General features: G+C 43.1%; 25 protein-coding genes. 4 read left to right on the forward strand and 21 right to left on the reverse strand.

Annotated elements, in window-relative coordinates:
• Nucleotides 1-99: 99 nt before the first annotated feature.
• The 8 genes from C0033_RS00880 to garR form a co-directional block, all read right to left on the reverse strand.
• Complete coding sequence (locus C0033_RS00880; protein WP_103225983.1) at nt 100-717, reverse strand: hypothetical protein; 618 nt, start codon at nt 715-717, stop codon at nt 100-102.
• Between the two features lie 238 nt (nt 718-955).
• Entirely contained in the window at nt 956-2,131 is a 1,176-nt protein-coding gene (locus tag C0033_RS00885; RefSeq protein WP_103225984.1) for a metallophosphoesterase, read from the reverse strand.
• 15 nt (nt 2,132-2,146) lie between these two features.
• The gene (locus C0033_RS00890; RefSeq protein WP_103225985.1) at nt 2,147-2,506 is read right to left on the reverse strand and encodes a hypothetical protein; all 360 of its coding nucleotides are present in this window, start codon (nt 2,504-2,506) and stop codon (nt 2,147-2,149) included.
• A 376-nt stretch (nt 2,507-2,882) separates the two neighbouring features.
• Entirely contained in the window at nt 2,883-4,259 is a 1,377-nt protein-coding gene (locus C0033_RS00895; RefSeq protein WP_103225986.1) for a gluconate:H+ symporter, read from the reverse strand.
• A 48-nt stretch (nt 4,260-4,307) separates the two neighbouring features.
• On the reverse strand, nt 4,308-5,777 hold the full coding sequence (locus C0033_RS00900) for a sulfatase-like hydrolase/transferase (RefSeq protein WP_103225987.1): 1,470 nt from the start codon (nt 5,775-5,777) through the stop codon (nt 4,308-4,310).
• A 93-nt stretch (nt 5,778-5,870) separates the two neighbouring features.
• The gene (locus C0033_RS00905; RefSeq protein ID WP_103225988.1) at nt 5,871-6,572 is read right to left on the reverse strand and encodes a FadR/GntR family transcriptional regulator; all 702 of its coding nucleotides are present in this window, start codon (nt 6,570-6,572) and stop codon (nt 5,871-5,873) included.
• Nucleotides 6,573-6,740: 168 nt separating this feature from the next.
• Nucleotides 6,741-8,165, reverse strand: coding sequence for a four-carbon acid sugar kinase family protein (locus tag C0033_RS00910; RefSeq protein ID WP_103225989.1), 1,425 nt, complete (start codon nt 8,163-8,165; stop codon nt 6,741-6,743).
• Entirely contained in the window at nt 8,165-9,064 is a 900-nt protein-coding gene (gene garR, locus C0033_RS00915) for a 2-hydroxy-3-oxopropionate reductase (protein WP_103225990.1), read from the reverse strand. The genes C0033_RS00910 and garR overlap by 1 nt, the downstream gene beginning before the upstream one ends.
• Nucleotides 9,065-9,328: 264 nt before the next feature.
• Between garR and C0033_RS00920 the strand changes: the two genes are divergently transcribed.
• Nucleotides 9,329-10,021, forward strand: coding sequence for a GntR family transcriptional regulator (locus C0033_RS00920; protein WP_103225991.1), 693 nt, complete (start codon nt 9,329-9,331; stop codon nt 10,019-10,021).
• A gap of 39 nt (nt 10,022-10,060) precedes the next feature.
• Here C0033_RS00920 and C0033_RS00925 read toward each other — a convergent pair whose 3' ends face one another.
• The 11 genes from C0033_RS00925 to C0033_RS00975 form a co-directional block, all read right to left on the reverse strand.
• The gene (locus C0033_RS00925) at nt 10,061-10,984 is read right to left on the reverse strand and encodes a DNA/RNA non-specific endonuclease (RefSeq protein WP_242984382.1); all 924 of its coding nucleotides are present in this window, start codon (nt 10,982-10,984) and stop codon (nt 10,061-10,063) included.
• 76 nt (nt 10,985-11,060) lie between these two features.
• Nucleotides 11,061-11,474, reverse strand: a complete 414-nt coding sequence (locus tag C0033_RS00930; RefSeq protein ID WP_103225992.1) for a ribonuclease Z — start codon at nt 11,472-11,474, stop codon at nt 11,061-11,063.
• Nucleotides 11,475-11,516: 42 nt separating this feature from the next.
• Nucleotides 11,517-12,770 (reverse strand): immunoglobulin-like domain-containing protein, encoded by a 1,254-nt coding sequence (locus tag C0033_RS26785; protein WP_180994509.1) that lies wholly within the window; start codon nt 12,768-12,770, stop codon nt 11,517-11,519.
• A 49-nt stretch (nt 12,771-12,819) separates the two neighbouring features.
• A complete protein-coding gene (locus tag C0033_RS00940; RefSeq protein WP_146043715.1) occupies nt 12,820-13,443 on the reverse strand; it encodes a hypothetical protein in 624 nt (207 codons plus the stop codon).
• A gap of 41 nt (nt 13,444-13,484) precedes the next feature.
• On the reverse strand, nt 13,485-13,820 hold the full coding sequence (locus C0033_RS00945; protein ID WP_103225994.1) for a cytochrome C biogenesis protein: 336 nt from the start codon (nt 13,818-13,820) through the stop codon (nt 13,485-13,487).
• Between the two features lie 250 nt (nt 13,821-14,070).
• Nucleotides 14,071-15,249 (reverse strand): hypothetical protein, encoded by a 1,179-nt coding sequence (locus C0033_RS00950; protein WP_103225995.1) that lies wholly within the window; start codon nt 15,247-15,249, stop codon nt 14,071-14,073.
• A complete protein-coding gene (locus tag C0033_RS00955) occupies nt 15,246-15,821 on the reverse strand; it encodes an RNA polymerase sigma factor (protein WP_242984383.1) in 576 nt (191 codons plus the stop codon). Before C0033_RS00955 ends, C0033_RS00950 begins: the two co-directional genes overlap by 4 nt.
• A gap of 140 nt (nt 15,822-15,961) precedes the next feature.
• On the reverse strand, nt 15,962-16,753 hold the full coding sequence (locus C0033_RS26790) for a hypothetical protein (protein ID WP_180994510.1): 792 nt from the start codon (nt 16,751-16,753) through the stop codon (nt 15,962-15,964).
• Nucleotides 16,754-16,956: 203 nt separating this feature from the next.
• A complete protein-coding gene (locus C0033_RS00965; protein WP_242984384.1) occupies nt 16,957-17,715 on the reverse strand; it encodes a metallophosphoesterase family protein in 759 nt (252 codons plus the stop codon).
• Nucleotides 17,716-17,823: 108 nt separating this feature from the next.
• Entirely contained in the window at nt 17,824-18,072 is a 249-nt protein-coding gene (locus tag C0033_RS00970) for a hypothetical protein (RefSeq protein WP_103225998.1), read from the reverse strand.
• A gap of 316 nt (nt 18,073-18,388) precedes the next feature.
• Nucleotides 18,389-18,745, reverse strand: a complete 357-nt coding sequence (locus C0033_RS00975; RefSeq protein ID WP_103225999.1) for a hypothetical protein — start codon at nt 18,743-18,745, stop codon at nt 18,389-18,391.
• Nucleotides 18,746-18,912: 167 nt separating this feature from the next.
• On the opposite strand from C0033_RS00975, the gene C0033_RS00980 reads away from it, so the two are divergent.
• The 3 genes from C0033_RS00980 (at nt 18,913) to upp (ending at nt 21,794) form a co-directional block, all read left to right on the forward strand.
• Complete coding sequence (locus tag C0033_RS00980; RefSeq protein ID WP_103226000.1) at nt 18,913-19,731, forward strand: hypothetical protein; 819 nt, start codon at nt 18,913-18,915, stop codon at nt 19,729-19,731.
• 73 nt (nt 19,732-19,804) lie between these two features.
• Nucleotides 19,805-21,133 (forward strand): uracil-xanthine permease family protein, encoded by a 1,329-nt coding sequence (locus C0033_RS00985; RefSeq protein WP_103226001.1) that lies wholly within the window; start codon nt 19,805-19,807, stop codon nt 21,131-21,133.
• 31 nt (nt 21,134-21,164) lie between these two features.
• The gene (gene upp, locus C0033_RS00990) at nt 21,165-21,794 is read left to right on the forward strand and encodes a uracil phosphoribosyltransferase (RefSeq protein WP_103226002.1); all 630 of its coding nucleotides are present in this window, start codon (nt 21,165-21,167) and stop codon (nt 21,792-21,794) included.
• An 80-nt stretch (nt 21,795-21,874) separates the two neighbouring features.
• Here upp and C0033_RS00995 read toward each other — a convergent pair whose 3' ends face one another.
• On the reverse strand, nt 21,875-22,555 hold the full coding sequence (locus C0033_RS00995) for a UDP-N-acetylglucosamine pyrophosphorylase (protein WP_103226003.1): 681 nt from the start codon (nt 22,553-22,555) through the stop codon (nt 21,875-21,877).
• Nucleotides 22,556-22,568: 13 nt separating this feature from the next.
• Nucleotides 22,569-24,605 (reverse strand): DNA topoisomerase, encoded by a 2,037-nt coding sequence (locus C0033_RS01000; protein ID WP_103226004.1) that lies wholly within the window; start codon nt 24,603-24,605, stop codon nt 22,569-22,571.
• Nucleotides 24,606-24,645 lie beyond the last annotated feature (40 nt).

The raw sequence follows: 24,645 nt of genomic DNA on the forward strand, positions 1-24,645 counted from the left end.
AAAAATAGGCATACAGGATTTTTCTATCCGATATGCCCATTAGCTTAAAATAGTTTCACATCTGCTTTAAGTGATGCATTTAGAAATCTTACTCTTGTATTATTCTTTAACAGTTCCATCTGTAAAAACAATTTGTGTAACTGTATATTCAAACTTCAAATCCTTATAATCCGTATTGTATAATTTCATATGATCATCCATGAACTGATTAACGGAAAAACGTAAACTATCTATAGTCACAGTTTGACCAACAGAGAGCGTTTGACCTGTAAAATCACATTCTGATGATATAATTTCTTTTCCAAACAAATCCTTTATCGTTAATATCCCTTCAATTCCCTGTATGTCTTTATCCGTGTGATTGGTTACATCAAATATCAATGGACAATACAACTGACTATATTTCCCAACTGTGGAACTTTTATCTGTAACAACAACACTTATATCCCCCTCCTGTAAAACTGTTTCTTCTTCTATTTTATTTATTGATTCTTGTAAAGAATCTGCCCTTTTCTTTTCAGAGTCCAATTCAACTGATAAAGATTCGTTTAATGATACCAGACTTTCTTTCTCTGCATTTATACTTTCCTTTTCTGCGTCCAGGCTTTTAATCTGTGCCGCTAATGATTCATTTTGTATTTGCAAATCCTTTGAGTTTCCACATCCAGTCAATAAAATACTAATAAACCCACCCAGAATAAAATATCTTATTTTCATACTTTTCCCCTTTTTCGTAAGAATATTTTTTATAATTTCATTATAGCTCTTTTTTCTAATATTTCATATACTTTTGTAATTATTTTATCTCTGCTATTTACAGATTAACCATTGTAAGCAGCCAGCTATAGAAATAAGCCTGACAACAAGTGTCAGGCTCATTATAGATAGCGCAAAATCCATTTTCTCGCTATAATACCGTCTACATTGAAAACACAATAAAAAATATTATCCCATCCTATAACAGAATCCTGTAATATCCCCTCGCAATCCGCATCCCCGTATGTGCCTGTCTCATCACTACCTCCACCCGGTTGCTGAATAAATTAAGCTCAGTGAAACAGCCGCCGCTCCAATCCTTTCCAATAACGGGTTCATCCGTTTTAAGATCCGACGGGCAGACACTTCCATCATTGATATACAGGTTACGAACGTTTTTATCATATTCCACACATCCGCATGGCACAATCGGCGAAACATGGGTATGGCCCGAAAGAAACACTACATTTCCTATCTCCTCCACCTGATTCTGCAAAATACTGTCCTGCGCAATATAAGGCGCCTTTTTGCTTCCGTCACGCTGCGGATTATGTGCCAGCAGCGGTGCATGACACATAATAATATGGCGTTTGTGTGAGGAATGTTCCAGATAGTTTTTCATCCATTTAAGCTGCTCGCCCTTTTCGGGAAAGAAAAAATTCTTCTGGATATAATTCGGATTTAGGCCGATCAAATCCAGCTCTTGATTCAGTGAAACAGCAAATGCCCCAGTATCACTGTCCTCAAACTCGAAACGGTCTCCCTGCCTTTGCCTGAGCCATGCCTCAAAGTTCCGGTAGCACAAGCTGTCACCTTTCCCGGTATCATGATTTCCGGATACGGAAAATATCGGAATGTCGGGAATCATTTCCGTTATGCATGTTTTCAAAAATTCGTATTGGTCTTCCCGACTGTCATTAGCCAGATCACCGGGAAACAACACCCAATCGGCATCCTTTATCAGGCTGAGCGCATGGCGGAAACGGCCTGGTTTATTTCTCATATGAATATCGCTCATCAGCACAATTTTCGCAGACGGCTTATCTTCTTCTGAAATTTCTCCGGCATTTTCTTTTGGCAGATACAAAGCGGGAATTTCCACCATCTGTACCGTAAGTTCTTCATAATCCGCACGACAGACTACCGCGCAGACATGTGTGGCCTCCGGCGGAATCGAACGGCCGCCGCGTAAGGAACAGGTTCCGCTTCCATCTGCCTGCAGAGGGATCACAGCAAACGAAGTATAATTTGCCAGCGCCCCTTCTTCATTGGCCCAATAGAGGCATATGAACTCCCCCTCCGGGCATTCCACCCGATAGTTTCCATCTGCCAGCCCTGGTGTATTTAGGCTTATATTCAGATCAAATTCTCCCATCCAATCCGCCTTCCGCTACATAATTAACCCGTATTTTAAAAATACCGACGGGGTTCTCTGAACAGCCTGGTCGAGAAGTTCCTGGTCTCCGCCGCGTATTTTCTTATACAGCTTCTCGTCAAGCACAATGGGTTTTCCTATCTCAACATTTCCGCAGTATTGAAAATCCGGATTTAAATGTTCCAGAAATGCCAGCAAATACCTCAGATCTATGCTTCTCCATGTCTTTGTAAAGAAACCCATGCGGGTCTGATAAGTCCCCAAAAATAATTCCTCCCCCATCGTTTCCAAATCCTGCTGCAGCGTTTCACGGGTAGTGTTAAGACCCTCATAATTGATATACTCCACGTTGCTCTCCAATTCACTAATAAGCATTTCCTATCCTCCATTTTTTCAAATTCAGCAAAAATCCCATAGAATGCAGAGATTAATTCCCTTTAATTTTGTAACTGCAACATTGGCTGGCCATACTCTTTTTTCCTCTTTCCGTTTATTTCATCCATTATACTCCAGTCGGACGGAATATAGTCCTGCACTCAGAGGACTTTCGCTGTACTGACAACACGCATGCCGCTAAAGAATTTCCTGATATCTTTCTTTAAATTATACAAAATTCCTTTCATTTTGTATATCGTTTCTTTCTCAAACCACACCACAACCGAAAAAAGGGAGAAACGGATCAGGGCCAAGTCATGCGCCCCCTTCTGTTTCTCCCTCCTCCCAGCATAATTTACTGCTTATAGCAAGGATTCTATAGGAACATATTAATAATTAAAAGCTCAATCACCCCCACTCCGGCCATGATCATGGAAACCGTGGTCTTACATCTGAGCTGATCCTTTATCTCCGTCACCCCGAACATTCCATTGAATACCCAGAATCCGCTGTCATTGAAGTACTGGCAGGAAAGGGCTCCGATACAGCTGGCTTGAGCCAAAAGAACCGGGCTGATTCCCAATACCGGAATCAGCGGCGCCGTCAGGCTGGCCGCCGTAGTGATCGCCACGGTCGCCGAACCCAGAGCAAAACGCATCAAACCGCCAATAATGACCGGAAGCAGGATCGCCGGTATCGGCCATCCGACGATTATCGTGCCAAGCGCATCGCCAATTCCGCTGACTTTTACCACATTGCCCAAAGAACCGCCGGCACCGGTAATCAGCATGATAATTCCCGTATCTTTTATGCTCTCATTCATGATTCCGATCAGTTTCTTTTTAGGCAGCTTATCTCCCAAACCATATACTGCAAGCGTCGTACCGATTCCTAAAGCCACAATTGGATCTCCCAGCAAACTGATGATATGATATAACATACCCCCGTCAATGGACAAAAGGCTCAGTCCCGTCTTACAAAATATCAGCACCAGCGGTACCAAAATAGGTGAAATGGAATGGGAAAGGGACGGCAATTCTTTCGCATCGATGATGGAATCCAATTCTTCCATGGTTTTGATGTATTCTTTTTTAAATTCCATTTTTTCATAGGTGCCGTCATCAAGCGGTATTTGATAAATCTTTTTTCCTATCCATTTTGCATAGATAATAGCTGCAATAAATATAGGGATGGATAATGCGGCGCCCACAATTATCATATATCCGATATCCACTCCCATGAGTCCGGCCGCCGTTAAAGGGCCGGGCGTGGGCGGAACCATGGCATGAGTGCATTGAAGTCCGCAGGCCAGGGCCAAGGCCAGCCCTATCAGTGATTTTCCGGTTACTTTAGAAAGAGCTTTACATAACGGTGCGAAAATAACGATAGCCGAATCCGCAAATACCGGTATCGATACAATCCATCCGGTAATACCCAAAGCCCATTCTTCTTTTCCTTTGCCAATAATTTTGATAAAAGTATAGGCGAGACGCTCTGCCGCCCCGGTTTTCTCTAAAATTCCGCCCATCATAACCCCCAGGCCGATTATAATTCCGGTACTTTTCAGCGTATTACCAAACCCGTCTTTTATCGCTCCGATCACTTCAGCCGGAAGCATGCCTCCAGTCAGTCCTGCAATCAAAGAAGCCAGAAGAAGTGCAATAAATGTATGTGTTCTCGTTTTTACCACCAATAGAATCATTACTATAATACCTAAGAACAAGCTTAACAACATCCTCGTTTCATGAGTCATATTTTTCCCTCCATTAGCTTTGATGCATGTGAACGCCTTCCCCTTAAATTAATTTTTCTTCACACTTCCCGCCTCCACGGAAGGGTCTCCTTTCGGATCTGTCGTAGATTTTCTGTTCTGATCGAAGGCCAGCTCCCCTTCTTTAAGCAGTTTTATGGCATTAATCTGCCCATTTCCACGCACCGGCTGAACGGCTCCGTTATTGATCGGATCTGAATATTTTTTATAAAATTCAAAAAGAATATTTCTCATTTCCTCCACAACCGGTTCCGTATCCGGCATGCCATACAGATTATTGTCTTCTCCGGGATCTTTAAGCAGATTGTAAAGTTCATGCTTTCCCGTCTCATACCGGTGTATATATTTCCATTCTTTTGTACGGCTCATCCTTACCGGCCCGTATTCATCATATACTACCAGAGCGTGATGCTCCTCCATCTCTTCGCCTCTTAATATAGGGGCAAAACTCTTCCCCGCAGTCTCCCCCTCTTTATAAGGATTTTCCAAACCGGTAAGTTCCATCAAAGTTGGGAAATAATCGTATTGGCTCACCATAGCCTCTGACTTTGATCCGGGCTTAATTACGGAAGGCCAGCTGATAATCAGAGGCACTTTAATGGATGTTTCATACATATTCAAATCCATGGTGGCATTTCCCTTTCCCCAGATTCCGTGATGACCGCAGTTGAACCCGTTATCCGAAGTGAATATTATGATCGTATTATCCCTCATCCCCAGCCGCTCAACTTCTGCCACAATTCTTCCGACCGCCCGGTCCATGGCGGTAATCGCTGAATAATATCCTTTTAAACAAGCTTTTGCATCTTCCCTGTTGTACCGGTAAACAGCATTGGGGCGGATAACGCCTTGAGGAATATCATCAAAATCACAGTCCTCATAAAGGTCCAGTATCTCTTTCGGATGTTCCCCATCCACCCACGGATTATGAGGAGCCGTGAAATGAACGCTTAAATAAAATGGATTCTCCGTTTTGACCGTCTCATTCAAATAATCAATGGAATCGTCCGCAATGCAGTCGGTCACGTATTTGGACTCATATATGAGCTCGTCATTTTTAACCATCGGAGCGTTGTAATAATGTCCGGCACCTTTTAAATGTACGTAGGTATGATCCGGAAAACGATTTTTGACCGCATACACATCCCCCAGATGCCATTTCCCACTGAGCGCACATTCATAACCGTTTTCCTTTAAAATTTCAGGATAAGTGATGAATCCCTTCAGATAATCAATCGCGTGTTCTCCATAATGCCCAAGCCGTATCCAATCCTGAACTCCATGCTGTGAAGGGGTTTTTCCTGTTAAAATAGTCGCTCTCGCCGGAGAACACACCGGCGATGCGCAAAATGAATTGGAAAATGTCATACCCTCAGCTGCCAGCCGGTTGAAATTAGGCGTGATAATATGTTTATTGCCCGCATAGCCCATCGCCCAGGCCCCTTGGTCATCGCTTAGCATAAAAACAATATTCGGTCGTTTCCTATCTTTACTTGCCATTTTTCTTTCCTCCTGAATAAGTTCTCTAAAGGTATTAGGTAGTACCTTTAAATTGATAAGAATACATACCGATAAATCCGGTATGCATATTCTTTAGTCGATATTCTGCTTTTTTGTCTTAACATTCATAATGGTCATTCTCATATGCTCATCCATGTATTTCTCCGCATCTGCAAAATTCCGTTCCTTCAGCGCGTCTAAAATCAGCCTGTGATATTTTAAAGCGCCTTTGGCCCCAAAGGCATTCTGTATCAGCACCTGCTTGGGATAAAGAGCTTCCCTGATCAGTTTATACATGTTTGTAATCAGTGAATTCCCTATGGACTGCGCTATGAGGCAGTGAAATTCAATGTCGATTCTTGTAAAATCCCTCATATCGCTCAAGCTATTTTTCATCCGTTCGTAATTTTCCTCTAAACTCACGATTACATCGTCTGTCATGCGCTCGGAAAGCAGTCTTATATTGCCGGTTTCAATCACACGTCTGAATTCGTAAAGCTCGCAAATCTGATCCTCTCCTACTGTGAGCAATGGGATCACACTGTTAAAATAACTTTCCAGTGACAAATCACTCACAAAAGTACCACCTCCATGTTTTGATTCCAATATCCCCTGTCCGACCAGACGCTGCACCGCATTTCTGACTGAAATCCGGCTTACTCCCAAAGATTGAGCGAGTTCCACTTCTGATGGGATCTTGGAACATGGCATCCATTCCCTGCTGATAATGTTATTCATTATCTGTTCATACACTTCTTCTGATATACTTGCCTTTTGAATCTTTGATATTCCCATACAAAACTCCTGTTCACAACTTTTATATAGGTATTACCTATTAGTTAATACAATAACACCTGTAAAGCAGAATAGCAATTATTTTTTAGGCTGTTATCCTCTCATCCCCTTCCCGCCTCATGAACACCGGAGTTATGTATGGTATAACTTTTGCTCTCAGAAAAGACTTCACTTCCCCATCAGCGTTTCAACCGCTTCTTTCAACGTAGTTTCATCCCCTACATTCCCCGGGAAAATAACATACGGAGTGAGTGGAAATCTGCTTTCTTTCCCTGTCTGCCATACCGGAATCCCCGGTTTAATCTGTCCCAATACGTTCGCTTTTTGCACCTTCAAAGCCTTGGTTCCCACATCGCTTGAAGTGATTCCGCCTTTGGCGATAACAAACCCCGGCGTAAGAGTCAGCCTTCCCACCAAAGACTGTACCGCATCGGAAATCTTCACGGAAAGCCGGAGCTCATCCTCTTTATTGCCGGTATCCGCAGTGATCAGTTTTCTGCTGGTATAACAGCATACAGTTTTTCCGCTTCGAATACATGCTTCTTCCTTTTCCACACAGCGCCGAATCTCCTCTTCAAAAGCCGCATCATCACCTACCAAAGCAGCATTCAGTTCTATAAACTCAATATCCTCCAATTCCTTCAGGCTCTCCACCTGTTTTGTGGTCTTATCCGTATGAGATCCAACAACAATAATACCTCCGTTATTAGTTTCCTTCACAATCATCTGCGCTCTGGTTAAAAGCGGCTGATCCGTGACTCCGCCCATCACCTTTACAATTGCGGCTGCCGTCCGCAGCATAAACACCTTCCCCTTTGCCATGGCGCGGTATAGTGCCACACAAAACACTTTAACATCCACGTAATCTATGGCATTGACAATAATTTTATTAAAATCCTTCACGTCCAGAAGCTGTTTTTCAATCTTATCCAGATTCAGATTACGGATATCTTCTAAAGAAATGCAGATAACATCTTCCTTTTTATAAGCCCCCTTTGTCTTCTCCTCCACGTATTCCGGCATGCTAGCGGCCGTATATCCAAAGGTCTTGTCTTTGGCAAATTCTGTCTCATTGGCCGGAACCAGCGTTTCCCCATACTTTACATAATGAATATTATTGATGGTATATCTTCCGCCTTCCTTAAAAAATGGGCAAAGAATCTCTCCATCGATATTCTTTCCGGTATTCTTCTCATAACATTCCTTCAAAATCACGGTTTCCAACGGATAATGTCCCCGCAGTGTGCTGTCGCTCCTGCTGATAAAGAGATATTCTTTCCCTGATTCTTTGGCCGCTTCATCAACCACTTGGGCGATCTCCCTCTGAACCTTCGCCGTCTGCTCTTCTGTCAGTCCACGGGAATTAGTCAGGATATAAAAGAGATTCTTCTCTTCCGCAAATGCCTGCTCCATACTCTCTTTCTGCCAATTTGTATACACGGAAATGTCATGTACGGTCTGAACACCGGTGGGATCATCATCCAAAACCACAATCTTTTTTTTATTTCCCGCAATTTCCCGGTTCAGCAGCAAATCCACAGCCGCCTCATCCAGTTTTTTATATGAATTTAAAATATCTGTGCTGACTGCCATTAAAATTCCTCCTGTGATTCCACTTTCTTTACCTCGATATCCGCCAATTTTTCAAAATACTGTACGATTCCGCCATGGTCGTCCTCCATATGTCCATGAATCTTCAATGTCTGCAAAATCTCATACAGCTGAGCGGTATATGGAATTGGGACATCCAGTTCATGCGCAGTATTCACCACATTTTTAATGTCCTTATGATTAATCCGGATTGGCCCTCCCGGCTTAAAATTGCGATCCACAATCATCGGAACCTTTGCGTCTAAAACAGCGCTTCCTGCCAGCCCCCCGCGGATCGCTTCATAAACTTTTACTGGATCGGCTCCCGCCTTAGCCGCCAGAACAAAAGCCTCGGACACAACGGCAATTGTATTATTTACGATAATCTGATTGGCAAGCTTAGTCACGCTTCCGCTTCCGGAACCTCCTATCAGCAGTGCGGAAGATCCAAGAATATCAAAATACTTCCTCATCCGGTCAAAATCCTCCTGGTCCCCTCCGGCCATAATAGCAAGAGTCCCTGCAATTGCCCCCGGCTCACCGCCGGATACCGGAGCGTCCACAAATCCTACCCCTGAAGCTTTCAGTTTTTCGTAACATTGTTTAGACTCCACCGGAGTAACAGAGCTCATATCGCAGATAACACTTCCCGGCTTAATTGTGGATGCCACGCCATTTTCATCAAACAGAATTGATTGGACAATAGCGCCTGTCGGAACGATAATGATCACAGTGTCACACATTTCCCCAATCTTTGCATAAGACCCTTCTTTTGCTCCTGCTGCCACAACGTCAGCCACTGCTTCCTTATTCAAATCTGTTACCATCAGATCAATTCCTGCTTTCAGCAGGTTCTTTGCCATCGGCCTTCCCATAATCCCTAAACCAATAAATCCAACCATATACTCTGCTCCTTTTTATTTTCTTGCATACCGGTATGTAACTGTTACTATTATACTATTACATACCGGTATGCAAGTCAATATTTAAATTTATTTTGGCGTTATATCTAAATTATTTAATATTTATTGTTTATAATTACTATATTTTTAGTCTTTTTCTCATATGAGTATTGTTATTTTTTTAACTTCTTTTTTGTTTTTCCGTTGACGCAACTCATAATATGTAGTATTCTAAAAGCATTATAAGAAAGGGAAAGTGTGACTATGCCACGGCCAAACTTTAAAATACTTCAGCAGCAAGCATATGAATACATCAAAGATCTGATTTTAAATCAGCAGATACAGTATAACCAGATTTACTCGGAATCTAAAATTGCATTAGAGATGGGAATATCGCGGACGCCCGTCCGCGATGCGGTTCACCGCTTATACCAAGAGGGGCTAATCGATATTATCCCTAATAAAGGCTTCTCTCTTCACAAGATGGATCAGCGCGATGTCATTGAAACCTATGAAGTCCGCTCTGCAGTGGAATGCTATTGTTCCCGCAAAGCCGCTATTAACGTTCATACCGAACCTGTTCAGGAGCTGCTGAAGCAGCTGGATATTTCTTTGAAGCATCAGAGAGAAATTCTTGAAACCGATCAGAATGTCTCCTCTTTTGCAACGGAAGATCAGCATTTTCATTATCTTCTGGTATCATACAGCAATAACGAGGCGCTTTTGGAGCTATTCAGCCAGTATATGTATAAAATTAAAAAGCTGGCATGTTCTTCTTTACAGCACGAGGGCCGCATGGAGGCCACCGTAGATGAACATCAAAAGATTTGGAACGCAATACGGGATGGCAATATGCAGGAGGCTTATGATGCTACGCTGCTTCATATGGAAATGCCGCTAGGCATTAATTTGGAAAGCGTTTATGACTGTGTACACGAAGATTTACATAAAGGGTGAAGGCATTTTCGAAAATGCCTTCACCCTTTATGTAAATTTTTACGGTTTACAAATCCCACACGGCGAATACCCTTGCTCAATCAATTCATCTCTGCTCCCCGTATACGTTTCCTTATTTTCTTCCTTCATTTTATCCACACCGGAACATGACGGATCATGAAATTTATGAGAATTTGTATTTAAAATGTATGTATTTTCCTCAACGGCATCCGCTTTCTTTCGTTCCGTTTCTGAAGTTCCCGAATCAGCCAGCCGGCTTTCCCCCGTCTCATAATCAATGGCAACTCCGTGCTGGACATTATAAACAAATACATTAAAAAGAATTCCTTCCCCTTCATCTTCTACCGACTGGGCTTCCATCAAAACACCGGATGCGACTAAATTATCGCCTATAAAGATGGGAGTAACCCGGTAAAGCACATGATTTTTTGTTTCTTTAATATAGTCGGCCACCATGTTTTCAAACGGAAGCATGCCGTCCACATTCATAGAACGGGTTCCTGTAATCAGATTCTTTTTATTTGCATTTTCTGCCGTTAACTGGTATCCGATTAAATGACATCTGTTATATAGGTATTTTCCATCCACGAAGTCATATTTTACAGTCTGCCAGCCGGTCGGCTTCACCTGACCGATATTTCCCCGCTTTTCCGTCGGCATTAAATCAGTGCCGATGTTTGAAAATGCAGGGCCGCATCTGCCCAAATCATCCAAATCGCTGTATAGTTCAAATGACTCTTCTGTAAAATCCCCTTCTGTAAAAAATGGATTGTTATTGTTGATGACCACATAAGGGGAGCCGGTATACTCGGGAATATCAGCGGAAGAAAAAGATTCCATCGTGGCCGCCGTCTGGTTGGACGCAGGTACAGTTCCCTGAGAGCATCCTGAAATCAGAATTACTGCGGCGAATAAAATTGTTATAAAACTAGTTTTTAATTTTGTCATATTTAATTTTGTCATAATTATGTCAGCTATAATCTGCTGTTCTCCTTTACTGCTATTTAAATCTAAATTTGATATTCGGACGCCGCCGGATCTATGATAACCGAGTATATATCTCTTCCGTTATCTTTTCATGGGAATAGCCCTGAAAATCCTTCTGTCCGGTTTGCTTCCACGCTTTCATATCCAAAGTAAAATAAAGGTCTGCCGGATATATTCGGTTCCATTTAAATAATATGATTTTTTCAATACGGTTCAGATAGGGACTGATATCCCTGTCTTCTATAAAACAATAGTCGTTTTCTCCTGCTTTTTCCAGAAATGCTTCATCTGCGATGGCGTTTTTTAACGAATCATCCGTAAACTGCTTGTAAGAATAGGCATTCATCCATACGTTACCCGAGCCGGCAAGTTCCATAATGCGTTCCCGCACCTTCCTGTCCTGACTCTGACGCCGGTGGTTAAACATCATTCCGTTCTTATCATCTATACATATGACTGCAATCATGCTTTTATCAATTCCTTTCTTTTTTTGAATTCAGCACATTACTTAATTTATTACAAAATCGTCAGATACTACTTGTGACTCCCCGTTTTGACTGTCGGTAAACTCCTTTGAAAAACGGTAATATCCCGGCTGAAGAGTTCCGTAGATCTGCTCCAGATTTATTTTCTGTTCAGCACTTTTTCCAGGAGCCAGGATGTATGCCAAATCATTCCAGCCCACGCCTTCAAGAAGAGGGATTTCTTTTAAATCCGGGCCTTCAAAGCGTTCAAGCAGCGGCTGTTCTCCATAATAAAATTCTTTTGTGCTTTCGTTGTTCACAGTAAAGATCAGTTCAAGGCCCGAACTGCCTTTTTGAAGCTGACTTTGGGCAAAAATATCGATTCCGGTGCCGCAAATATACATAAGAAAAGCAGATGATGATTCTTCACTCAGGCCAAATGCCGCATCCGTCTTAAATGCCGCCGCATACTCTTCCGTTTTCCCATCTTCAAACAGGCAATCCAGAAGAAATCCGCGGATAATGCCCGCAGGCTGATACGCTTCCGGATTATTGGAGTACATGGCGTTTAAGTTTACATCAACATATATCGAATAGCGTCCCTCTTCCGCCGTTAAACTCCTCACATTGATTTTATCCTCAGAATATTTCGGTTTCCCGCTTTCATCCAGTATAATATCAGAAAGAGTAACCGAAACCGGGGTTCCATCATCAGGAAAATCCAAATTTAATCTATTTCCGAGAGGTATGTACCGGAGTCTCTCCTTTTCCGTCAGCCATTGAAAAGACTCTCTGCCTTTACCGGATGGGATGTCATTAACTCTGTCGTTTGAATCATAAGAAATTGAGAGCGGCGGAGTATTTTTATTTTGAACCGGTTGTTCTTGATTAATAGTATCTGCTTCTGTCTTTTCATCGGTAACGGCGGTTACTACAACATTCGGGGATTCCTCTGCATCTTCAATGATCTCCCCCTCCGAATTTACCAAATAGATTGCATATACCTCATTGATCTGTGCCGGATATGTTTCAGCTATGATTCCGTCGTATACGATACGGACAGTTGTTCCCTCTTTCATTTCAGGAACTTTATGGTTTGAATTTGTAATGCTGCTTGCAAGGATCCGGTCTGAGCTCTTTAACTCTTCAGAGCCTTCAAATGGCTCTACAAGGATGGATTTTTCATGTATTTCCAATACAGTAGCATTGAAATAAGCGTCCGTTTCTTTCTCAGAACAGCCCGTTAAATACCAAATACTTATGACAGCTAAAATTGCCAGTATAGATAAATGCTTCATAACATTTCCTCCTGAATAAACGTATACAATTGCATTTGTCCGTTTTAGTTTACTCCATATGGTCCAATTCGCCGACTGACTTCTGGCTGAATCGGACGGTTACCGCATAAACATGTTCATATTCCTGCTTTTCGTATTCTTCCGGCTTAAAGAAATAGTCCACATCGTAGGAACGAATTGTATCCTTGTCAGTTAAAATCTGTATCACTAAGGGAATCTCCTGTTCGTAAGAAAGTTCTGTCATATTATTAAGCATTGATGTCACACGTTTCATATTCTCTAAATGCTCTTCCGGTTCCGTAGTATATTGGGTCGATCCACTGCTGTTCTCGCTTTGAAGAGATATTCTCAAACCTTCACCGACTGTTTCAAATTTCAAAGCTAATCTTCCCGACTCATCTGAGAACTGCTGCCCTCCTGCGCCGGAAATCAGCTCCCATTCTCCGTCGGACAATTGATAGGTATTAAATTGAACACTTTTTACGGTTTTATCCAGTTTAAAATCATAGATGCAAGCCTCATTGCCGACTCCCAGCAATTGACTGATTTTTTCCTCCTCCTTAGAAAGCTGCGCCTTTTCAATATACATATCCGGTTTCTTTGGTTGAGAACTGCAGGCAGCAAGCGATAACAGAAATACAGCACACAGCATTCCGGCCATAACTTTTCTCATTTTATTAATCCTTTCTCAACAAATTTATGACGCTTCATTTATCACTCCATACCAGTCATGTACAATGGAATTACATTGATAACCGGCTCTTCATATGGATGAACGTTTTTGATGGCAGACAGCGTTTCTTTTACCCGTCCGGTAAGGCAGGTTACCTCCACCTTCAATTCCTTTTCCGTACTAATGGTTCCGCAGCTTCCTATATAGGGGGAGCTTCCTTCCAATGGACGCCAGCAGCCGGTTACCGGACTATAGGATAAGCAGCTGTCATAATTTCCAATATGGCCGGCATCCACATTTTGCAGCGCTGCCTGCAGCATTTCCAAATGGGATTCCGGTATAAAAATTTCTATTTTACAATAGGTAAAAGCTTCCATATTTTCCTCCGTTTTAATAATGAATCGATAATTTCTTCTATTATATCATAGCGGCTGCCGGTAATCCTTTCATTTTTCTTATTCTTATTCCGCTCAATTTTACGAATTTCTGTTATCCTTTAATAATCTTTTAGAGCGGATGACAGGAAAAAACAGGTCTTTTATGATTATAAACACAAAAGGCCTGTTTCGCATACATCCTCAAATCCTATTTATCACATATAAAATGCATTTGTCAGTAATTCCTATTTCAATCATCATCCTCTTCTTCATGATCGTCATCATGATCGGAATCGCCGCTATCGGAATCATCTTCCTCCTCATCGTCGGCTTCCTCGTCTGTATCATGATCCTCGTCGTCTGAGTTATCATCTGAATCATCGTCTGAATCTGCATCTTCTTCTGAATCGCTGTCTTCTTTTTCCTCTATTTCTTTCTCCTCATGGGAATCATCATCTTCGCCGTCTGAATCCCCCTCATCTGAATCCCCCTCGTCCGGTTCCTCATCTTCCTCATCGTTCTCCTGCTGCACAGGATATTCCCTATCCGGTACATAAGCAGGTGTTGAAGCTGGCGGCAGGTTCATTTCCGGCGCTTTCTCAAGTTCTGTTTCTGCAGTTGAAGTTTCTTTAGGTTTCGGTTTTTTTGTTTCCGATTCCGTTATTTTCTCCTCTCCCTCATACAAAACTTCGATTTCATCGAGAGATATTCCCCGTTTTTCAGCCAGGTCAATCAGCGCTTCTACCCTCATGGAGGCTAAGTCTTCTTCCTTCAGAGAGGAGTCCTGTTTCAGCAAAAGATTAATAAACTGCTGCCGTCCCTGCGAAATATGATATTGATCTGCCTGCTTTTCCGTTTCGGCATCTTCATTCAATTTCTGCATAAAGAGCTTGGGTATGATTCCATAATCTGCCAGCGCGCCAGATACTGCAGCCGGAAGTTCGGTCTGAAGCGCGTGATAAGCTTTTTGACTTTTGCTGTTGACGGACAAAAGTATTACATTCTTTTCATCTGTCAGATATCCCTGAACCGCCAGATCATCAACCAGGCTTTCCACCATTTCCGCAATATCCCATCCTTTATAATTACGTCCTTCCAAAAGCTCTTTGGCTTCCTGGTTGTTTGCTTTGACCGCCAACACCTTATCCCTGCGGTTCACCCGGACTTCCAGGCTGGGGTTTACATCCACATTCACAATACTGTATACCATTTTAAACTGGGTAAACCATCCGGTTCCAATTAATATTAAAAAGCATGCGCAGGCTAAGGCCAGGCTTTTCATATGACGATACACTGTGACTTTTTCCTGCCTTGTTATCTCATCATGTTCCTGCATTCGGACAACGGGAATATCGGCAATTTCACGAAAGGACGGATGCGGCATCTGTTCCATGGAACGTTTTAATGAATCCTCTATTTTCCTGTTCATTTGCTCCCCTCCTGCCCTGATAAATACTTTCTTAACTTTTTGAGCGACCGCTGGTAACGTGAAAGCACCGTTGAAAGAGGCACCCCCATCCCTTTTGCAATTTCATGATGTTTCATTCCCGATAATGCGTGGAGCAGGAGTATTTGACGTTCTTCTTCAGATAACAGTTTAAATGCCGCTTCCAGAATTAACTTGTCTGTCGGATCGGTTATATAGGAAAAATCTTTTCGATTTTCCAGCTCACCATCCTCTAAAAAGACTGATCTGCCATTCTTTTTTTGAAGATTATGCGTCAAATTACGGGCAATCGTGAACATCCAGGCCAATGGTTTTCCCTGTGGCCGGTATAAATGGGCGGCAGCACGGATCTTCAAATAAGTGTCCTGCACGATATCCTGGGTATCTTCCGGATTTTTTAAGATGGAAAATACATAGGCGTAAATAGCCCGCTCCGTCAGGATGTACAGCTCCTCAAACGCCTTTCTGTCCCCATTTCCAATCTTCTCAAACAGCTTTTCATCGATTTTTAATCTGACTCCAAATCCGGATTGCGGCTCATCTCCCGTTACCATAAAGAATATCATGCGTTAAATATCCCCTCTCCTGCCCTTTGGTTCTATCATAATGGGAAAATTAATCCATTACAATCTCTTTTTAAAAGCTGGCCTCACTTTCCGGTCAGACAATTATTCAGGCTTGAGATTCTTTGGGTTCAATCGTCATCTCGGTCATCGTCGTCTTGATCGTCATCGTGGTCATCATCTCGGTCATCGTCATCGTATCGGTCGTCATCGTATCGGTCATCATCATCGTATCGGTCGTCGTCATCATCTCGGTCGTCGTCATCATCGTATCGGTCGTCATCATCATCTCGGTCATCATCATACCAATCATCATCAAAATCATCATAAATATCTTCCATCACATCAAAACTGACCCCATTTTCTTTAGCCATCCGCATCAAATCATCCATTTCCATAGATGCCATCTCTTTTTCGCTCATTCTGTCATTTTTAATTCTGATTTCATGAATGATATACATTTTTCCGGCCGATATCTTATATTCTTCCGCCTTTCTCTTCAGCTGTTCTTCAACCGTAACTCTGTCTGCTGCAATTCTTGCATCCAAATGGCGTTCGTCAAGATAATCTGCTATTAATTTGTCAACCCGTTCTCTTGCTTCTTTTGACGCCAGTTCATCCTTTAGCGTAATTCGGACGTTATTTCCATATTTCTTACCCAAATACCCTTCTGCAATCAGTTTGTCTGCCAATTCCTCCACCACATCATCCAAATCATCTTCTTTTAACCGGTAGCCTGATAAAAGTTTTTTAGCTTCGTCATTCACAGGAGTAACCGATAAAACATCATCCAGATGTTCTGTCTTTATTTCAATTCTGACCCGCTCTTTTCCCGCATCCTTTGCCGCTCCCAATACGCTGGTTGTCATCATCATCGAACATAAGCTGACGGCTGCCGCTAATACAACATATTTTTTCATCATAACAAACACTCCTTCTCTTTAAAATTCATTTTTGTTTTCTAGGTTCTTACACCTATATAACAAATGGGGTGTTTGTTTTATCGCATGGAAAAAAATATTTTTTAAAAATATTGTTGTATCAAATTTTGCTTTAACTTTTTACATCAAGGGTGAAGGCATTTTCGAAAATGCCTTCACCCTTGATGTAAAAAAACCGCTTCCATTTACAAAATCTTCCGAATACTTTCATACACCAGAATTTCTCCGCCGCCAATCTCCTTCTCATCATGATAATGCCCAAAATACCATTTTCGAAAGCTGCACCGATTCTTAATTCTTTCAAAAAATTCCGTCAAAGAATCCTCTTTATAGCTCCCCCGCGTAATAAGAGACTGCGTGCTGCTGGAACAGCAATGGGTAATAATAAAATCCACCGTCCAGTCATGCTCCTCTAAATTTCTGATCCCCTCCTCATATTCCGCTTCCTCCGGCATTTCTTCTTTCCACCAGGATACATGATTGACCCGGTAGCATAAGAGTTCTTTCCTCAGTCTCTTTTTCTGCTTAGCGAAATCAGGAGCAAAAGGATCCAATATCCCGCCTTCAATATCATGGCTGGACGCCCCACCAAATGTAAAGAACCGGCAGCCGTCAATCCGGTATATCTGCCCGCGCATCAAATGAATGATGGACGGCGTAATAAACTGTACCTTACCGCCCTTCCAGCTGACCGACGGATATTCCTTCAATAAATCATAATTTTCATGGTTGCCATCCACCCATAACGTAGTAAACGGCTTATTTTCCAGCCATTTTCTCCAATATAACTGCTCCCTGCTGTTATCCCAAAAACCAAAATCTCCGCAAATAATCACATAATCGTCTTTTGTCATATAACGCTGCTGGGGAAATTGTTCCGTATTAAAACGCCTGTAATCCCCATGGCAGTCCCCTGTAATATAGATCATTTTCTTTCTCCCCATAAATACGTGCTTACCAGCCATTTTAACCATAGCTTACCATATATCCGGGCACAAAAAAAGATCTGTTTCCTTTCATTTTGGAACCAGATCTTTTTTATTATTTTCAATCTAAGCCGTCTGCATTTCCTCCGCCGGAATCTCTTCCAGCATGGCTTTTAATTCATTCAGGGATATTCCCTTTTCCTGCATAATTGCATGAACCGCTTTAAATTCTTCCTGACTGATCAGGTTTTTCAGATTCTCTTCCTTTTCTTTCATCGTTTTCAATGCATCCTGATACTGTTTGATCGCAGTTTGGACTTCTGACAGCTCGTCCTGCAGTTTTTCCAATTCTGATTTTCTTACTCCTCTTGGCATAACCGGTAGCTCCTTTTATTAAGTATTTTTGTAACCCGTAATTGTGAGGTTGCCGGACAATTACGTATTTTTAATATACCAGACCCTTACATATTAAAGGTAACTATGGTCCACCTGTTATTCTGCTGCATAAGAAAACAAGGGCAGTTCGTCTTTCTCCTATAGTAGCTTTCCGTAATTTTTTGATAAAAACGGTATTTTAAAAGATTCGTACACACAGGATAGATGGTCATAGATATCTCCTTTCAGGTCTTTATAATAAATCTTATGTCCTTGAGAAGAAAAATATGACAAGTTTCCTGTTCATTTTGCGATCTTAATGTTCTGCTAATCTGCGCCCGCATACAGGACAGTATTTCAGCGTTCCAAAAGGAATCTGTCTGCCTTTCAGATGAAGAACTGCCTCTCCCGTTTCATTTAAAACAACCGAATACTCTTCCTGTTCAAGAAATGGCTTTTTTCCATGACAGGCTTCACAAACTGCCGTCTGTTCCTCATCGATCAATTCGTATTCCTCTTTAGAAAGCGACATCGGAATGCCGGACAGAGTTCTCACATGCACTCCGCCGTACCAGGTATCTTCCACGGTAAAAATATCCCCGTCCTTATAATCCTCTGAAAAATCATTTAATTTACAAACCACCTTAATGCGGCTTCCTTTTTCTGCCTTCATTTCATCATCTCCCTCATTCATGTATCCACAGTTTACGTGCTTTTATATCAAAATGCAATCGTTTCTCTGTAAAGATTAAACATTTCGTAAGAAAAACATCAAACGGAATCCATAAATCTAAGCTATAATAATAAACAATAATTACAAATGAAAAGGAGGGGTTCCCTATGAAAAAAGCGGCTTTCATTCTTTTGCTTGCTTTATCCTGTACCGCCGCATTATCCGGCTGTAAATCAAAGCATGAAAAGATCGATCTTTCTACCATACATACAACGGCTGCTCCCGAAAGCACACGGGAAACCATGGCAGAGCCGACTATAGAAACAGAAGCTCCGGGAACAAAAGAATCAAACAGCACTTCAGAATCTTCTTCAGGAGCAAAAGCTGCAGTCAAAGCTGACATCAGCAAATATACTTCCGGCAAAGTTGTCATTGAATATCCCGTGGTTTCCAATCTGGACGATCCTGAAAAGGAAAAAGCGGTCAATGAACTGCTAAAATCCAATGCCATATCCCTTGTCAAAGATGGCGAAACAGACGAAGCAGCCACAACGGTCAATGTCAAATGCAAGATCATTTCCATCAACCGGAAACGTTTGACCGCCACCTATACCGGATCATATACCGCAGAAAATGCTGCATATCCTGTGAATGTCTTCTATACGAATACCGTGGATCTGGCAAAATGTGACAATCTTGGCTTTAACGATTATTCCGACGCCTATACCATGGCAGGATATGTGCTTTCCAATGACTGCACCTTTTATAATGTGAATGCGGAACTGGAAAAATCATTGATGGAATATAAGAATACTCAGGATATCGACTATTATACAAACCTGTTCAACAAGGCGGATTTCGGCAATTCCGACACATTTCCGGAATCGTTCAGTTATGAAAATCAGGGAGTTGTATATTTTTCCATCCCGGTTCCCCATGCCCTTGGTGATTATGCTGTAATTAAATTCACAACTGAGTCGAAATAGATTGATATTTGTCTCCTTTTTTGATAGAATGTCAAAGATGTATACAAACTATTCTAAAAAAGGGGTATTGAATATGAATGACTCAAAGAAATTGACATCCAGGGACTATTTGCTCAGTATTCAGCATTTGTTCGCCATGTTCGGCGCGACAGTATTAGTTCCTCTTCTAACCGGTTTGAATCCATCACTTGCACTTTTCTCCGCAGGTGTGGGCACATTAATTTTCCACCTCTGTACTAAGTTTAAGGTTCCTGTTTTCCTCGGATCTTCCTTCGCATTCCTGGCTGCTGTAAGCTCAGTGATACGGCCGGAAGGAACGATTATCCCGGAAAACGTTCCTTTAGCACAGGGTGGAATTATTTTTGCCGGTTTGATCTATCTGCTCTTCTCCGCAATCGCATATGGAATCGGCGCAGAAAAGATTAAACGGATCTTTCCTCCTGTTGTGACAGGGCCTGTTATTGTCGTAATCGGTATCAACCTGGCCAGCACAGCCATCGGCGACGCTACCGGAAACTTAGGACTGGCTGACGGCCTGACCCCGGAAGTGGGCTTAAATCTGGCCATCGCTTTATTCACGTTGGCTGTGGTAATCATCTGTTCTATCTGTGCAAAAGGATTTTTCAGACTGGTTCCGATCTTGATCGGCATCGCCTGTGGATATCTTCTCTGTATCATTTTATCCTGCCTGGGCATTTTCCACATGGATTATTCCGCGATTGTCAATGCGGCCTGGATCAACGTTCCATTCCGCACTACAGATATCAACGGCGTTCCATTTATGAGCCTTCCGAAATTTGAACTGGGCGCAATTCTCTCCATCGCTCCGATCGCTCTCGTCACTTTTATGGAGCATATCGGGGATATCACCACCAACAGCACGGTAGTTGGAAAGGATTTCTTAAAAGATCCCGGCCTTCACAGAACCCTTTTGGGAGACGGTATGGCAACTCTTTTCGCCGGATTTATCGGAGGACCTGCCAACACCACATATTCAGAAAATACAGGCGTTTTAGCCACTACAAAAAATTATAATCCCCGGCTTCTGCGCATGACGGCGGTATTTGCCATCATCCTTGGCCTGTTCGGAAAGGTTGGAGCGGTTCTCCAGACCATTCCTGGTCCGGTAAAGGGCGGCGTTGAAGTCATGCTCTTTGGAATGATCGCAGCCGTCGGCATCCGTTCTTTAGCTGAAGCGGATCTGGATTTCACACACAGCCGCAACTTAACCATCGTCGGTTTAATCCTGGTATTCGGCCTTGGATTTGCACAGATGGGCGGCCTGACGCTCAACTTCGATTCTTTCTCCCTGAACATCTCAGGCCTCTTTATCGCAGTTGTCATCGGTGTTCTCATGAACCTCATCCTTCCAAAGGGAACGGATAAGATACAAAACGCATAATTTGAAAAACTATTAAAGGAGAAACAGCACTATGGAAAACGTAACAATCATCAATCACCCGCTGATCCAGCACAAAATCTCAATTTTAAGAAATAAGGCAACCGGAACCAACGAATTCCGCGCCTTAACGGAAGAAATCGCCATGTTAATGGGCTACGAAGCGCTGAGAGATCTTCCATTAAAAGACGTAGAGGTGGAAACACCGCTTGAAACCTGTATGACCCCAATGATCGCAGGTAAAAAGCTGGCTGTGGTTCCCATTCTCAGAGCCGGTCTTGGCATGGTAAACGGAATCCTGGCCCTTGTTCCATCCGCAAAGGTAGGCCATATCGGTTTATACCGCGACGAAGTAACCCACGAGCCTCATGAATACTATTGCAAACTTCCAAGCCCGATTGAACTGCGCACCATCGTGGTTACCGATCCAATGCTGGCAACCGGCGGCTCCGCCGTTTCAGCCGTTGATTTCATCAAACAGCACGGAGGAAAAAACATCAAATTCATGTGCATTATCGCCGCTCCGGAAGGCGTTGCCCGCCTGCAGGAAGCTCATCCTGACATCCAAATCTACATCGGACATGTGGACCGTGAGTTAAACGAAAACGCTTATATCTGCCCCGGTCTTGGAGATGCGGGAGACAGAATTTTCGGAACAAAATAAGCAAATTATCATATCCGCAACGAAAAAAGCAATACAGAACTGCCGGCACCCCGGCATTCTGTATTGCTTTTTTATATCACTTATGATTCAAAGCGCTTCGCGGCAACTTCTCCTCTCGCCTTGTAGATTGATTTTTCATCCACACATCCCCTCACGCTGGACAGAGGATAGATATTGGATTCCCTTCCGATCACCGTGCCAGGATTCAATACGGAACCGCATCCCACTTCCACGTTGTCCCCGATCATCGCTCCGAATTTCTTCATTCCCGTGACGATGTCCCCATCCTCTGCGTGGACCAGAACCAGCGCTTTATCTGACTTCACGTTGGAAGTAATGGAACCGGCTCCCATATGGGATTTATAGCCCAATACGGAATCGCCTACATAATTATAATGAGGAACCTGAACCTTGTTGAACAGAATCACATTTTTCAGCTCTGTGGAATTTCCCACAACAGCCCCGCTGCCCACAACCGCATTGCCGCGGATAAATGCGCAGTGGCGGATCTCAGCCCCTTCGCATACGATTAACGGAGCCGTCAGGCAGGCCGTAGGCGCCACTTTTGCAGTCTTATGTACCCAGATTCCCTCTCCCGGCTGGTCGTATTCCTCAGGAGACAAGGTTTTTCCAAGTTCCAGGATAAACGCTCCGATCTTAGGAAGAACTTCCCACGGATATTCCGCCTGTTCAAGCAGTGGTTTGGCAATTGTCTGGGAAAGGTCGTATAAATGATTGATTGTCATCTGATTTTTTTTCATAATTCTTCTGCCTCTACTTTCCTTTTTTATAATTTACTGCTGCTTTATCAAAATATTCCCTTAGCTGGTATTGATTATTGAGCTTCAGCACCCCATAAGTGCGTCCGGCCACAAAACGGTCCAGTTTTTCCATATACTCATCCGGCGTAATGGTTCCTTCCGCCACGTAAGTGAGCCCCTTCTCCCAGCTGGCCGTCAGTTCCGGATTCAGCAGCTGTTTGATGGACGCATTCACCACATCGAAGATAATCTCGCCTAAAAGCGTGGGCGTAATAACCTGAGTTTTTCCATTGAGGGCCAGATATTTGATATTGACCAGTTTTTTCAGAATTTCCGCCCGGGTTGCACTGGTTCCGATTCCGCTTCCCTTTATCTGGGCGCGCAGTTCATCGTCTTCAATCAGCTGTCCCGCATTTTCCATAGCCAGAATTATGGAACCCGACGTGTAGCGCTTAGGCGGGGATGTCTCGCCTTCTTTGATATTCATTTCCGTAACCGGCAGCACGGTTCCCTTTTTCAGAGCCCCCAGCATCTTTACAAATTCCGGATTATTGATATTATCCTGGTTCTCCGGTATCTCTTCTGCCTCTTCCTTGCTCTCCTCCTTGGCTTCCGCCGCCTTCTTACGCACAGAAGACGTATCCGCCACCTTCAGATACCCCTGATCCAAAAGCACGCGGAAACTGGTGTAAAAATGTTCCCGGTCCACCACCATCTCCAGTGAAAACTTCTGATAAATGGCCGCCGGATAAAAAATGCTCAAAAACCTTCTGGATATCACCTCATACACCTTCATAGCCAGCGGTGCAAGGCTCCTGAGAGCCCCAAATCCCTGTCCTGTGGGAACAATGGCATAATGGTCCGTGATCTGCTTATCATTCACATAGCGGGTCTTTGCGATATTTTTAAAGCTCCCCTGTTCCAGAACTTCTGCGGCAAATTCCTTGACCGGCTCAAAATTCCTCAGGCCTCCGATATTCTTATGAATCTCCTTGGCTACGGCCGTGGAAAGAACCCTGGCGTCCGTTCTCGGATAGGTGACTAACTTCTTCTCATAAAGCTCCTGGACAATCTTTAACGTCTCATCCGGGCTGATCTTAAACATCTTGGAACAGTCGTTCTGAAGCTCTGCCAAGTTGTATAAAAGAGGAGGATTTTTCGTCTCCTTCTTTTTCTCGATTCCCGTTAAGGTACCTTCAACCGGAGGCTGTCCCATCAGGGCCGCGATCAGGTCTTCCGCGTATTTTCTCTCTTTAAATCCATTTTCCTTATATAAAAACGGGGAATTAAAGTAACGGGAGCCCTCCGCAGCCTTCCATTCACATCCAAACTTCATTCCCTGTGAATCGAAATCCGCTATCACGCGGTAAAATGGTGTCTTAACAAAATCCCGGATCTCCCGTTCTCTTCTCACCACCATGCCTAAAACGCAGGTCATAACCCGTCCTACGGAAAGCACGGTCCGGTCGGTCTTCATATAATTGGAGATGGACGGGCCGTATTTTAAGGTTAAAAGCCTGGAAAAATTGATTCCCATCAGATAATCTTCCTTCGCCCTTAAATAAGCGGACGCCGACAGATTATCGTATTCGCTCCAATCCTTCGCCTCCCGGATACCCCTTAAAATCTCTTCCTCGGTCTGTGAGTCGATCCAGACACGTTTGCGGGTCTTATTCTTCACTCCTGCCATCTGATCCACCAGACGGTAAATATACTCTCCCTCACGCCCTGAGTCCGTGCAGATATAGATGGTATCCACATCTTCACGGTTTAAAAGGCCGCTTACAATCTTAAACTGTTTCGCAACGCCTTCAATAACCTGGTATTTAAATTCCTTGGGGATAAATGGCAGAGTTGACAGACTCCAGCGCTTGTATTTGGGATCGTAGGCTTCCGGATAACTCATGGTTACAAGATGTCCCACGCACCAGGTGACGATGGAATCCGACGATTCCATGAATCCGTCCCTACGGCTGGCATTGATTTTCAACGCATTGGCAAATTCCTGTGCCACACTTGGTTTTTCTGCTATATATAGTGATTTTGACATGTAATTCCTCATTTCATTGATTCCTAGAACCTTATTAGTA

Origin of the sequence: Clostridium sp. chh4-2 (assembly GCF_002899675.1) — a bacterium.
In the GTDB taxonomy this organism is placed as follows: domain Bacteria; phylum Bacillota; class Clostridia; order Lachnospirales; family Lachnospiraceae; genus CHH4-2.